The sequence below is a fragment of the Actinoplanes sp. ATCC 53533 genome (genome assembly GCF_003947245.1).
Genome location: NZ_QHHV01000221.1, coordinates 1 through 12598 on the forward strand (window position 1 = coordinate 1; position 12598 = coordinate 12598).

The 12598-nt window shown below is 70.7% G+C and carries 12 protein-coding genes and 1 tRNA gene; 5 read left to right on the forward strand and 8 right to left on the reverse strand.

Annotated features, from left to right (window positions below; all coding sequences use genetic code 11):
• On the reverse strand, positions 1 to 360 hold a 360-nt coding region (locus DMB66_RS49360; protein ID WP_125811040.1), incomplete at its 3' end, for a MarR family winged helix-turn-helix transcriptional regulator.
• 63 nt (positions 361 to 423) lie between these two features.
• Between DMB66_RS49360 and DMB66_RS49365 the strand changes: the two genes are divergently transcribed.
• Complete coding sequence (locus tag DMB66_RS49365; protein ID WP_125811041.1) at positions 424 to 792, forward strand: VOC family protein; 369 nt, start codon at positions 424 to 426, stop codon at positions 790 to 792.
• Positions 793 to 904: 112 nt separating this feature from the next.
• Here the strand turns inward: DMB66_RS49365 and DMB66_RS49370 are convergent, their stop codons facing one another.
• On the reverse strand, positions 905 to 2689 hold the full coding sequence (locus DMB66_RS49370) for a TrkA family potassium uptake protein (RefSeq protein WP_125811042.1): 1785 nt from the start codon (positions 2687 to 2689) through the stop codon (positions 905 to 907).
• Positions 2690 to 2807: 118 nt separating this feature from the next.
• Here DMB66_RS49370 and DMB66_RS49375 point away from each other — a divergent pair, with 118 nt between their 5' ends.
• Positions 2808 to 3122, forward strand: a complete 315-nt coding sequence (locus tag DMB66_RS49375; protein ID WP_125811043.1) for a hypothetical protein — start codon at positions 2808 to 2810, stop codon at positions 3120 to 3122.
• Positions 3123 to 3333: 211 nt separating this feature from the next.
• Positions 3334 to 3702: a hypothetical protein gene (locus tag DMB66_RS49380; protein WP_125811044.1), complete on the forward strand. Its 369-nt coding sequence runs from the start codon at positions 3334 to 3336 to the stop codon at positions 3700 to 3702.
• Between the two features lie 81 nt (positions 3703 to 3783).
• On the opposite strand, the gene DMB66_RS49385 is transcribed toward DMB66_RS49380, so the two are convergent.
• Both DMB66_RS49385 and DMB66_RS49390 read right to left on the reverse strand, forming a co-directional pair.
• On the reverse strand, positions 3784 to 7062 hold the full coding sequence (locus DMB66_RS49385) for a S8 family serine peptidase (RefSeq protein ID WP_125811045.1): 3279 nt from the start codon (positions 7060 to 7062) through the stop codon (positions 3784 to 3786).
• A gap of 220 nt (positions 7063 to 7282) precedes the next feature.
• Complete coding sequence (locus DMB66_RS49390; RefSeq protein ID WP_233625388.1) at positions 7283 to 7789, reverse strand: peroxiredoxin-like family protein; 507 nt, start codon at positions 7787 to 7789, stop codon at positions 7283 to 7285.
• A 118-nt stretch (positions 7790 to 7907) separates the two neighbouring features.
• Between DMB66_RS49390 and DMB66_RS49395 the strand changes: the two genes are divergently transcribed.
• The gene (locus tag DMB66_RS49395) at positions 7908 to 8513 is read left to right on the forward strand and encodes a TetR/AcrR family transcriptional regulator (RefSeq protein ID WP_233625389.1); all 606 of its coding nucleotides are present in this window, start codon (positions 7908 to 7910) and stop codon (positions 8511 to 8513) included.
• On the opposite strand, the gene DMB66_RS49400 is transcribed toward DMB66_RS49395, so the two are convergent.
• From DMB66_RS49400 to DMB66_RS49410, 3 genes are all read right to left on the reverse strand, one after another.
• The gene (locus DMB66_RS49400; RefSeq protein ID WP_125811048.1) at positions 8502 to 9689 is read right to left on the reverse strand and encodes a low temperature requirement protein A; all 1188 of its coding nucleotides are present in this window, start codon (positions 9687 to 9689) and stop codon (positions 8502 to 8504) included. The two genes, DMB66_RS49395 and DMB66_RS49400, sit on opposite strands and share 12 nt — an antisense overlap.
• Positions 9686 to 10114 carry a GNAT family N-acetyltransferase gene (locus DMB66_RS49405; protein WP_125811049.1) on the reverse strand — a complete coding sequence of 143 codons (429 nt, stop codon included), beginning with the start codon at positions 10112 to 10114 and terminating at the stop codon, positions 9686 to 9688. The genes DMB66_RS49400 and DMB66_RS49405 overlap by 4 nt, the downstream gene beginning before the upstream one ends.
• A 45-nt stretch (positions 10115 to 10159) precedes the next feature.
• Positions 10160 to 10236 (reverse strand) — tRNA-Thr (locus DMB66_RS49410).
• Between the two features lie 176 nt (positions 10237 to 10412).
• On the opposite strand from DMB66_RS49410, the gene DMB66_RS49415 reads away from it, so the two are divergent.
• The gene (locus tag DMB66_RS49415) at positions 10413 to 11495 is read left to right on the forward strand and encodes an ABC transporter ATP-binding protein (RefSeq protein WP_125811050.1); all 1083 of its coding nucleotides are present in this window, start codon (positions 10413 to 10415) and stop codon (positions 11493 to 11495) included.
• A gap of 122 nt (positions 11496 to 11617) precedes the next feature.
• Here DMB66_RS49415 and DMB66_RS49420 read toward each other — a convergent pair.
• Positions 11618 to 12598, reverse strand: a 981-nt coding sequence (locus DMB66_RS49420; protein ID WP_148112848.1) for a PQQ-binding-like beta-propeller repeat protein, incomplete at its 5' end; no start/stop codon positions are given.

Below are 12598 nucleotides of genomic sequence, written 5' to 3' on the forward strand. Positions count from 1 at the left end.
CATTCTGATCTCGACGGACCGGACCGCTACGGTCGCCTTCTCGAGGCTCCGTCGGCCGCGAGGCGTGAGGCTCGTGGGAAGCACCTTCCCGACGGGCGCCTGCGCGGGCCTGGTCACGTAGCCCTCTCGCTCCAGCGCCTGGAGCAGCACGTTCATCGACTGCCGTGTCACGAACGCGCCCCGCGCGAGCTCTGAGTTGGACAAGCCCGGTCGTTGCGCCAGCAGCTCGAGGCAGGAGTAGTGCGTCACGCTCATCCCGAGCGGCCGCAGCACCTCCTCCATGGCTGCGCGGAGGGCGCTCGACGCCTCTTTCAGCAGGTAGCCCAGTGACGTCTGCAGGTCGACACCGTCTTGACTCATGTCAGCATTCTGACATAGAGTGGCCCGTGTCAGAAAACTGACATGGAGAGAAGGAGCATCATCATGCCCGCCACCGGCCCCGACTTCATCTCGCTCCAAGCGCGCGACCTCGACGCTTCGCAGGCGTTCTACGAGCAATATCTCGGCCTCGTCCGCTCGCAGGCCGGACCTCCGCACGCCGTCGTCTTCGAGACGAAGCCGATCGCCTTCGCACTCCGCGACGTCGTTCCCGGCACCGACCTCGCATCCGTTGCTCAGCCCGGCATCGGTGCCGCGATCTGGCTCCACGCCACAGACGTCCAGGCCATTCACGATGCTCTCGTCGCCGACGGTCACACCATCGTCTCCGCACCGATCGACGGCCCCTTCGGCCGAACATTCACCTTCGCCGACCCCGACGGCTACCAGGTCACTCTCCACGACCGCAGCTGATCGGCCGAACGCCACCGGACAATCACCGCTCCCAGAAGACCGCGGTGGCACCCGAGGCTCGAGAACACGAACGCGGCATCCCACCTGGAATTGCGCATTCTGTGCAGCACGCTCAGCTGGGCTCCTCCGCCACCGTGAGCTGCTCCGGGGGCGGGGTGGCCTGCTCGACCAGGGCGCGCAGCCCGGCCCGGCGCGCCACCAGCATGATGCGGTCGCCGGCCATGAGCACCCGGCGCGGGTCGGGCGCCCAGTCGATCCACTCGGAGCCGGCCGCCGCCAGGCCGATCACCCGGACGCTCAGCGGCCGGTCGGCCCGGCTCAGCGGCGCCCCGTCCAGCGGCGACCCGGCGTAGACCTGCACGCCGGCCACCAGCAGGGCGTGCCGGTCGACCGGGATCGTGGCGAGCACGTCGCGGTCCAGCATCGCCGCCGCGAACGCGGGCGCGGCCAGCCGGGACACGCTGCGGGAGATGTTGATGTTGAAGGCGGTCTGCACCCGCTGGGCGAAGTCGTCGTCGAAGAGCCGCAGCACCACGCGCAGATCGGGGCGGACCGCCCGCGCGTTCAGCGCCGCCTGCAGGTTGGTGACGTCGTCGGTGGAGACGACCACCAGCGCCTTGCTGGTGGCGATGGAGGCCGCCCGCAGCGTCTCCTCCAGCGCCGCGTCACCGACGATGAACGGCACGCCCAGCTGCTCGGTGGCCTTCGCGCCGCGGGCGTCGGGGTCGCGGTCGATCGCCACCACCTGCAGGCCCAGGTCGACGAGCTGGCGCAGCACCCGGGTGCCGACGTTGCCCAGCCCGACCACCACGATGTGGTCCTCGTGCTGGGCCGCGGCCCTGCCGCTGGACAGGGCCAGCCGGGCGTTCACCATGCCCTCGACCACCGCCGCCGTGATCAGCGGCAGCAGCGCCAGCCCGGCGATCGTGAGCACGAGCTGGGCGGCCTGCGCGACGCCGTCGCGGTCCATCTCCACATCGGACGAGCCGACCACCGTCAGCAGTGTCACGTAGATCGACTTCCAGAAGCCGTTCACCTTGTCGGCGTGCACCAGCACCGCCCCCGACAGCACGGTGATGACCAGGGTGGCGAGCACGGCGATGCCGAGCTTGCGGCTCAGCGCGGCCCGGACCGCCCGGCCCATCACCCGCAACGGGCGGCGGCGCCGGCGGGCGCGCACGAGACGCCGGGCGGCGACCGCCTGACCGGCGGGGCGCCCGGTCGCCTCGGCCAGCACCAGGTCCGTCAGGCGCCACGTCTCCGGGGGTGGCTCCGCCGGCAGGACATCGACGCGCCCGGCGCCGTCCGAGGCGGTCAGCGCGCAGACCACGTCCTGCTGACGGACGTCGGCGCGGCGGGCGACGTACAGGGTGCGGCCGGGGAGCCGGACGTGGGTCGGCGCCACCTCGCCGAGCGAGGCGGCCACGAAGGCGGGGGCGGCCATCGCCGCGTCGGAGAGCACCGCGCAATCGGCGAAGAGGCGGCGGACCCCGTACCCCAGGCCGGTGTTGAACATCCGGATGACCAGCCGCAGGTCCGGCTCGACCGCCTGGGCGCAGAGCGCCGCATGCAGGTTGATCACGTCGTCGGGCATCACCAGGGCCAGCGCGGCCGCGCCGGCGAGCCCGGCGGAGCGGAAGGTGCGCTCGTCGAGGCGGTCGGCGCGGATCACCCGTACGCTGCGCAGAGTGGCCAGATCGGGCACGTCCGCGCGCAGCTTCGCCGGGACGATGACCGTCAGCCGGATCCGGTGGCCGGCGTTGGCCAGTTCCTCGGCGACCGTGTAGACGAGCGCGTCGGCGCCGCAGATCACGAAGTGCGGACGGGCGTCGACGTTGCGCCGCAGCCGCGAGACGAGCGATCGACCGGGCGGTTCGCGGGCGGGTTCGACGGCCATGGCCGCATCGTATCCAGTGGATCACCGCCGCTTGACCCCGTCGCTCCCCGAACCCTCCATGCAGGCCAGTCGTTGCCCTTTCCGAGCGTTTAGTCCTAGTTCATGTGGAGGGTTACCGATGCGCAAGTGGTTCTACGCCGGGGCGGTGGCCGGCGGTTTCCTGCTGCTCGGCGCGGCACCCGCGCAGGCTGACGTGGTCCCGGCGCCGGCCGGCGGGCTTCTCGGCTCGCTGAGCGGCGGCCAGGGTCTCGACGATCAGGGGTTGGGCCTCGACCCGGCCGGCGGGCTGAACCTGGCGAGCCCGCTGGGCGGTTCGCCGCTGATGGACTTCAAGCCCGGGCGGAATTCCGCCGACTTCGACCGGGCCGGCCGCGGGTGTCCTGTCGAAGGACGACGCCCGTACGCGAGCGGCGGACGAACCCGCCGGCCGTAAGCCGGCCCTCGGGTCGGCCCCGGCGGATCTGCCCCTGGCCGGCGGCCTGACCGGCGAATCGGCCGGCCGCGGCGGTGGCCTGCTCGGCGGCGGATCGTCCGGCGGCCGGTCGGGGCAGCCGGCGCAGCGGGATGGCGGGCTGAGCGATCTGATCCCCGCCAACCTGCTCGGTGGCGGGCTGCTCGGTGGCGGGCTCACCCCGGACGGCCGCATGGCGTCGGCCGAGGCGCCCCGCGAGTCGGCGCTGTTCGACGGCGGCGTGCCGCTGCTCGGCGGCCTCGGCGGGTTGCTGCCGGCGAACGAGGTGCCGCGCACGCTGCCGGACACCGACGATGACACCCCCACCGGCATGCCGGCCGGCGGCACCGCCGTCGACCCGGCCCTGGTGGATCCGGCCCCGGTGGATCCGGCTCTTTCGGATCCGGCCGGCCCGCAGACCGGGAGCGGCAAGGGGAAAGGCCAGCCGGTTGACGATCCCCGGCTGCACGAGGAGCCGATCGACGACGAGGCCGCCGGCAAGAAGCGGTCCTTCTCGGCCGGGGGCCGGCCGGTCGCCGGCGAGGACCAGGACTTCCGGTAGACCAGACTTCCGGAAGGACAGCACAGGCCGTGAGCCCGTCCCCGCCCCCATTCATCGCGGGGACGGGCTCACGGCGTGGTGCTAGTTGACCGCGCCGATCGAGACGGTGCCGCGGCCGACGACCGCGCCCTCGTCCGTGACCAGCGTCATCTCACCGAACAGGCTGCGGCCTGCCTCGGGCACCGCCACGGCGGTCACCGAGCCGGTGACCGGCGCCGAGGCACCGTTCGCCAGGTTCAGCACCGTGGCCGGCACCGTCGTCGCACCCAGCGCGGGGCTGATGAACACGTCCCGGTAGTCGTACAGCGTGGTGCCCGAGGGCACCGCGTAGCCGTCCACCACGACCCGGTACGTGCCGGCGGCCGGGTTCGGGATCGAAACCGCCTCCTCCGAGTCACCGTCCGCCGCGATGCCGACCCGGACCGCTCCGAGGAACACCGCCAGGTCCAGGTCCGCCGCGCCGTCGCTGACGTTGCCGATCGCCACGTCGAGCCGCGCCGCACCCGCGGGCACGACCACCGAGTACTCCTGGGTCGCGCCGTTCTCGATCGTCGGCCGCGCGGACTTCGCGCTGCCGAGCGGGCCGCCGGTGGCGGTGAGCCGCAGCGGACCGAAGTTGTTCTTGACGGTCCAGGTGACCGGCGTGGCCACACCGGCCGTGACGCTGGGCAGCTCGACCGTCGCCGGCTCCACCGTGACGCCCTGCACCTTGGCAGTCAGCTCGTACGGGTTACGCAACGACGGCGACGTGCGCCGCGACTCCACCTCGAGCTCCCAGACACCGGGCATCGGGTTCTCGTACGCCCGCTCCTGCGGCTTGCAGGCGGCGGCGTCCGAGAAGTTGGTGTAGCAGGCCAGGCTGGACGTGCTCTCGACCGGCACACCCCACGGGTTGATCGCGATCCAGCGCGTCTGCGAGCCGGTCGCGATCCCGGAGAGGTCGACCTGCAGCGCGGTCGCGCCCTCCGGCACGGTGACGAAGTACGAGTTCGACGAGTTGCGCTCGACCGAGTCCTCGGCGACCATCGCGAACGCCGGCTTCTTCGGCACGACGCTCGTGACGACCGTGTTGAGCACCTCGAAGTCGGTGACCGACGTCTTCGGGTCGTCCACCTTGAGGATGGCGCTGTTCAGGCCCTCCTCCGGCGTCACCGTCACGGAGATGTTGACGGCCTTGTTCAGCGGCAGGGAGAGGGACGACTGCGAGCGGAACGAGCCCTTGTCGCCGACCCAGGAGAGCCGGTGCGTGACCGCCGCCTTCGGGCCCGACGTACGGGTGACCTTGACGGTGAGGGTCTTGGACTGACCCGCCTTGAGGCCGCCCGAGCCGCTCGCGCACCGGTTGAAGATGCCCTGACCCTGGTTCGGCGTGGCGAAGCCGGCCGAGAACGGGGTGCAGACCGGCGCCGAGGAGGTGTAGGTGCGCGTCTCGACGGTCTTGGCCAGCAGCGACCAGGTCCCGTTGACGTCCATCATGCCGTTGCCCTGCCCGGCGACCGAGGTGTTCTTGATCGGCTCGGCGGCGGTGTAGAGCGCCCGGCGCAGCTGGGCCGGGGTGACGTCCAGGTCGGTCGCCTTGGCGGCCGACAGCAGCAGCGCGGCGCCACCGGCTGCCTGCGGAGAGGCCATCGACGTGCCGTTCGCGTGGTAGTAGCCGATCGGCAGGGTGTAGCCGGCCTCCGGGATGCCCGGCTCCTCGATCCAGGTGTTGATCGTGGAGATCGCCGAACCGGGTGCGGCGAGGTTCGGCTTGAAGCCGCCGTCTTCCCGCGGGCCGCGGGAGGAGAAGTTGAACAGCGCGTTCTCCTTCTTCACCACGGAGCCGTAGTTGGACAGCCAGGTGTCCTTGCTGACGCTGGCCGCCACGCTGACGACGTCGGAGGCCACCGACGGGTCACCGATCGTGTTCACCCCGGGACCGGAGTTGCCGGCCGAGATGAACATCTGGACGCCGTAGTCCTTGATCAGCTTGTTGTACAGATCGGAGCGGGCGTTGTTGCCGTCGTTCAGCGCGGGCAGGCCGCCGATCGACATGTTCACGACGTCGACGTGCCGGTTGACGACCAGGTCGACCATGCCGGTGGTCAGCGCCGCGGCGGTGCAGCCGCCGCCCCAGGAGCAGGCCCGCGAGGAGACGATCTTGGCGCCCGGCGCCTGGCCGTCGAAGTTGCGGTTGCCGAGCATGTCGTTGGCGGCGGTGATGCCGGCGACGTGGGTGCCGTGCAGGTCCTCGGGGATGCCGATGTTGACGTAGTCGGTCAGGCCCGGCAGGCCGGCCGCCGACGCGTCGACATCCTCGCGGTACTCGACGACGAACGGCATGCTCTCGACGACCGGGGTGGCCGGCTTGTCGATGCCGAAGTGGCCGACGTCGAACTTCTCCCGGTACGGCCGCATCACGGCGTCGTCGGTGAAGTCGCGGTTCTGGTTGACGTCCACCCGAATGTCGTGGGTGTCGGCGTTGTAGAGGATGCCGAACACGTCGGTGGTGTCGCCGTCGCGGTTGACGTCACCCGCGGGGGCGCTGGCGGCGGTGATCGCCTCGGTGAAGCGGTTGATCTTCCAGGTGCCCGTGGGCGCCGTCCAGGTCGCGCCGAGGTAGGTGAAGGTCGGGCCGGTCACCTGGGTGGCCATCGCCCGCCAGGTGGCGTCGCCCTCGAACACCGGGTCGGTCGCGGTCACCCAGTCGACGATCTTGCGCTCGCCGGTGGTGGTCTGCTTCAGCGCCGGGTGGTCCAGGTCGACCCCGGAGTCCATGATGCCGATCGTGACCCCGCGCCCGTCCCAGGTCGGGTGCTTCTTCTTGAACGCGACGGAGCCGATCTCCTCCGTCGGCATGTACGGGTTCGCGGCCGGCGTCTTGGCATCCGGCCCGGAGAGCGTGGCGCCCTGGGCGGAACCCTTGGCACCGCCCGTCTGGTCGGGCCCGGGAAGCTGGATCTTCTCGTCGAGGTCCACAGCGGACACGCCGGCGAGCTTCGCGGTCTTGACCACCTTGGCGGTCGGCACCGAGGCCAGCACGTAGCCGACCTTGTCGTAGCGCTGGGAGACCGTGCCGCCGAGCTTCTTGACCTCGGCCGCGACGTCGGACGCCTGGCCCGTCTCGGTCGAGATGATCAGGGTGACAGCCTGGGCGCCACTGCTCTCCGCCTGGGCGAGCAGCTCGGCGTCGTGCGAGTCCAGCTCGTCGGTCGGTGCGTTCTTGGGGGTGGCCGGGTCCGCCACCGGTGCCGGGGCGGGGGGCTGGACGGGCGCCGCGTTGGCGGGCGCTGGGCCGCTCAATGCTGCCGCACCGGCGACCATGCCCGAGGCGAGCAGTGCGGTCAGCGCGCGCCGGCCCCGAGAAGATTGTTGTCTCACGTACGGGTCCTCCGAGGAGATGGGCGCTCGGGGGTGCGAGCGCCTCTCCGCGGATCGTGGGGTTCACTCGCGTCGATGTCACTACGGGCGGACTCTTTGTAACGAGGACGTGATATTCAATGATGCGCATGGAATGCGGATATCTACCGGAAGATTTGCCGACCGGGACCCGTTGTACCGCAAGACATCCCGCATCAACCCGGACTACCGGGACGGATGATCATCGTGGCGACATTCCCCCCACCTTGGCCAGGGCGAGCAGTTCATCGACGGACCACTGGTCGTAGACATGGCGCCCGTATTTGTGGGCGACGATCGCACCGTCCGGGGCGATGAGGAAGTCCGCCGGCAGGCCCGTGCGACCACCGCCGGGATTGACCGCCGGGCTGCGCTCCCGGCGCCGCGCGACCGCCACCGAACTGCGCAGCACGGCCCGCAGGATCGGCAGCCAGGCCCGCGGGTCGAGCAACGCCCGCGGCGAGGCGCCGACGCCGAACTCGGCGTAGAGCAGCTTCCGCGGATCGGCGATCACCGGAAACGGGAAGTCCGCCGTGTGCTCCCGCAGCAGCGCAGCCGTCGAGTGGAAGACCAGCACCTCGCGGATGCCGGCCGCCTCGATCTCGGCGCGGCGCAGCGTCAGGGAACGCACGTGCAGGTTGCACACCGGGCAGCCGGCGAAACGGCGGAACTGCAGGTGGACCAGGTGATCGGGATCCGGCACGGGCACCGGCGGGCCATCGACGGAAACGAGGTCACGAGCACTGACCGAGCGCACGGGGCCGACCCTTCGTAGGTGTACGGCATATACCTATCCATCGTAGGTGTATGCCGTACGCTGTCAAGTGATGCCGCGCCCCCGATCCGTCAGCCCCGCCCGCCTCGCCGCGGCGGCCCTGGCCGTCATCGACCGCGACGGTCTCGCCGGCCTCTCCATGCGCGCGGTCGCCGCGGAGCTGGGGCTGACCACGATGGCCGTCTACCGCTACGTCGCCGACCGCGACGAGCTCGAGGCCCTGGTCGTCGAGGAAGTGCTCCGCACGCTGGATTCCGCCCCGCCGGCGGCACAGCCCTTCACCGAGCAGCTCAGGATCCTGGTGGAACGGGTCCGCGCCACGGTCGGCCGGCACCCGGGCGTGGTGCCGCTGCTGGTCAGCCACCGGCACCGGTCGGCGGGTGTGCTGCGCTGGTCCGAGACGGTCGTCGGCATCCTGCACGCGGCCGGCTTCGACGGCACCCGGCGGGTGATCGCCCTGCGCGGGCTGCTCAGCTACGTCATCGGCGCGCTGCAGCTGGAGCACCTGGGCCCGCTCGCCGGCCCGGGCACGGCGACGATCGCCGCCCTGGCCGACTTCCCCCGGCTCGCGGAGACCGGACGGGAGGCCGGCGCCGTCGCCCCCGACGACGAGTTCGCCGGGGGCCTGGCCATCGTGCTGCGCGGGCTATCCGGCTGAGCCGATCCGATCCGGGACCCGGCGCCCGACGCCCACCGTGATCGCCACCAGCACCACCAGCAGGCCCGCGATCGTATACACCGGCTCGGGGCTGAAGGGCGCCAGCAACGCCAGCACCGCCACCGCCGGGTACGCCACCACCAGCGATCCCTGCTGATGCGGGCGGATGTGCAGCAGCCAGACGAAGAACAGGTAGAGCGCCACCGGGACGGCGAGCGCGTAACCGGCCGTGACGCCGGAGATGTGCGCGTGGTGGGTGGCGTAGTCGACCGCCACCGCGATGCCCACGCCGGCCGCCGCCGCCGACGCGAAGATGAAGTAGTGGCCGTAGCCCCACAGAATTCCGGCCCGCAACGAGGTCAGCAGGCCGTGCGCCGAACGGTCGAAGTAGAGCCACCACAGCGCGAAGACCACGACCAGCCCGGCGACCGCGATCGACACCAGGTCGGCGACGTACTCGCCGGAGTCCAGGCCAGTGCGGATCGCGATCGTCGCCGCCGACACCGACTCGCCCAGCATGATGATCGTGAAGAGGCCGTAGCGTTCGGCGATGTGGTGCGGGTGCCAGGTGGTCGGGCCGCCCGGTGCCCGTTCGGCGATGAGCGGCACCAGCAACTCGGCGACGACGAGCGCCAGGAACGACGGCGTGCCCCAGACCTCCGGCAAAGCCAGCCTGGCCAGCCAGAGGGCCTGCACGATGGTGATGCCGGCGGCGTAGCGCAGCGCGGTGGCCCGGCGCTGCGGGTCGGCGCGGGCCGCCCGCAGCCACTGCACCACCATCGCCAGGCGCATGATCACATAGCCGATCGTGATACCCAGGTAGTCGCCGCCGTCGAACGCCGACGCGACGCCCGCGGCCAGCACCAGCGCCCCGGCGATCTGCACGAACGAGGTGATCCGGTAGACGTCGTCGTCGGTGTCGTACGCCGAGGCGAACCAGGTGAAGTTCATCCACGCCCACCAGATGGCGAAGAAGATCATCAGATAGCTGGTGACGCCGTCCCAGACGTGATCGGCGGAGATGGCGTGATGCAGCGGCACGGCGGCCTGCGCGACGGCGACCACGAAACACAGGTCGAAGAAGAGCTCGAGCGGGGTGGCGACCCGGTGGTTCTCGTCGGCCGAGCGCGCCCGCATCGGGGTGAGCCAGCCCCGGCGGGATCCGGTGAACGTCATGACGGCTGATCCCCCACGGTCAGATCCCAGTTGAGCAGCACGAACGGCGACTCCTCGGTGGCGCCGGCCCGGCGGTAGGTGGCCTGCGCGGCCGCGTTGTCGACCTCGGTGCCGACCCACATGCCGTAGCAGCCACGCTCGCGGGCGATGTCGGCCAGCGCCCGCACCAGCGCGGTGCCCACACCCTGCAGCCGGGCCACGGGCGCGACGCCGAGTTCGTAGACGAACATCTCCGTACCCTTGTCCGGATGGGTCATCTCCACCCCGGAGATCATGCCGACCGCGCGGTCGCCGGCATAGGCGAAAAGCAGATGATGGTCCGGCCGGGCGAGGAACCGCTCGGTCGCGGCCGCCAGCGGCGGCCCGTCGAAGAGATCAGCGGCAAGGTGTACGGCCGCAGCGTCCGCGACCCGCTCGATGCGCATGGCGCCACCCTAGGGGCAGCCGCGGGAATTGCTTTGCGAAGGTGTTGGAGCCCCCGGTCGGAATCGAACCGACGACATCCTGTTTACAAGACAGGTGCTCTAGCCAACTGAGCTACAGGGGCGCGGTCAACAGCATACCGGTAGACCGTTTGACGGGCCGAAACGCCCTTTACCGGGCGTCGACCTTGGCAGTACGTGAAAAAAGCCTTACGGTGGCGGACGTGTGGTTCACCACACCAGTTCCTCCCACTCGGATCGTCCGGCACGTTCCTGCCGGTGGAAAGGAAGTCGATTCACCATGGCTACGGTCACGTACGACAAGGCGTCCCGGATCTATCCCGGACAGGAGCGCCCCGCGGTCAACGAGCTCAACCTCGAGATCGGCGACGGCGAGTTCCTGGTCCTGGTCGGCCCCTCCGGCTGCGGCAAGTCCACCAGCCTGCGGATGCTCGCCGGCCTCGAGGATGTCGACCGCGGTCGCATCCTCATCCAGGGCAAGGACGTCACGAACCTTCCCCCGAAGTCCCGTGACATCGCGATGGTCTTCCAGAACTACGCCCTCTACCCGCACATGTCGGTGTACGAGAACATGGCGTTCGCCCTGAAGCTGCGCAAGACCCCGAAGACGGAGATCGACCGCCGGGTCAAGGAAGCCGCCGCGCTGCTGCAGCTCGACGAATACCTCAGCCGCAAGCCGAAGGCGCTCTCCGGCGGCCAGCGCCAGCGTGTCGCCATGGGCCGCGCGATCGTGCGTGAGCCGCAGGTCTTCCTCATGGACGAGCCGCTGTCGAACCTCGACGCCAAGCTCCGCGTCCAGACCCGCTCGCAGATCGCGACGCTGCAGGCCAAGCTCGGCATCACCACCGTCTACGTGACCCACGACCAGGTCGAGGCCATGACGATGGGCCACCGGGTGGCGGTCATGCTCGACGGCGTGCTGCAGCAGTGCGACACCCCGCGGGAGCTCTACGACAAGCCGGGCAACGTCTTCGTCGCCGGCTTCATCGGCTCCCCGGCCATGAACATCAAGACCGTCGGGCTGATCGAGGGCGGCGCGAGCTTCGCCGAGCTGGCGGTGCCGCTGTCCCGCGAGACGGTCGCGGCAGCCCAGGGCAACGGCAAGGTGACCATCGGCTTCCGCCCCGAGGCGACCGACCTGGTCTCCCCGACCGAGGGTGGCCTGCCGATCGTCGTCGACCTGGTCGAGGACCTCGGCTCGGACGCCAACGTCTACGGCCACGCGGCCCTCGACGGCGGCCAGGAGCGGTTCGTCGTCCGCACCGACCGGCGCAACATGCCGACCATGGGCGAGACCGTGTTCATCAAGCCGCAGGCCGAGCAGGTGCACGTCTTCAACGCCACCTCGGGCGAGCGCATCTGAATCGAGTAGTCAGCAACGGGCGGCTCCCTGCGGGGGCCGCCCGTTCTGCTTCCCTACTCCCGCTCTGCTTCCCTACTCCCGCTCTGCTTCCCTACTCCGCTTCGGGCCGGCTGGCCGCTCGGCTATTCGGCGAAGCGCTGGATGACGAAGTCCTCGTCGGCGACGCAGGCCAGGTGGGTGGTGTCCCACGCGCAGGCCGCGGAGCGGATGCCGGCCAGCGGGCCGAGCTGGACCGCATCATCGCCGAGATGCTCGCCGGCCAGCGCCGGGTCGCTCGCCGAACCCGACAGCGCCTTGGAGAACTGCAGCGTGTTGCCGCCGTCGAGGCGGCCGGCGACGCCGGCGCGGGTCCACGAGACTCGGCCCTTGGCGTCGAGCAGGCTCACCTGCACGGGTGATGTGTTCTGGCTGGCCAGCACGGCCTGTCCGACCGGGACGAGATCGTCGACGTCCGCGACGGCGCGCCGCCACACAACCCCGCCCTTGGCCGCGTCGATCGCGACGACCTGCGCGGACTTGGCGGCGTACCCGGTGGTCTCGACCAGGCAGATCCGGTCGGCCCCGCAGGGAGTCAGGTGGTCGAGCTGGGTGTTCGCCGCCGGCGTGTAGAGCACCCTCGGCTCGAGCTTGTCGAGGTCGTAGGCGAAGAGCCGGCGGGCGTCCGCGGACTCGGCCACGATCAGCCGGCCGTTGTGCGCGATGATCTTGTCGTTGGTGTCGGCCACGCTCTGCCGCGGACCGGCGACCACCTTGCCGGTGTCCGCGTCGATGACCCGGGCCGACTCGTCGGCACCGATCTGCACGATCCGCTGGTCGTCGTCGAACGGCTCGGCGAACGCGTCGCCGCCGATCGTGGCCGGACCGGCGAAATCCTCCTCGGTCGTGACGGCGACGACATGGGTGGTGGTCTGGCCGGACTCGGTCTTGGGATTCTTCTCATCCCAGCGACCCTTGCCGGTGCGCACATCGAGCCCGACCAGCCGGCCCTCCCTGCGGTCGACCAGCACCACCTTGTCGCCCGCGAACAGCACGCTGTCGTTGGCGTCCATCGTGCGCTCCCAGAGTTTCTTGCCGTCGCCCGGATCGAGCAGCACGATCCGCCA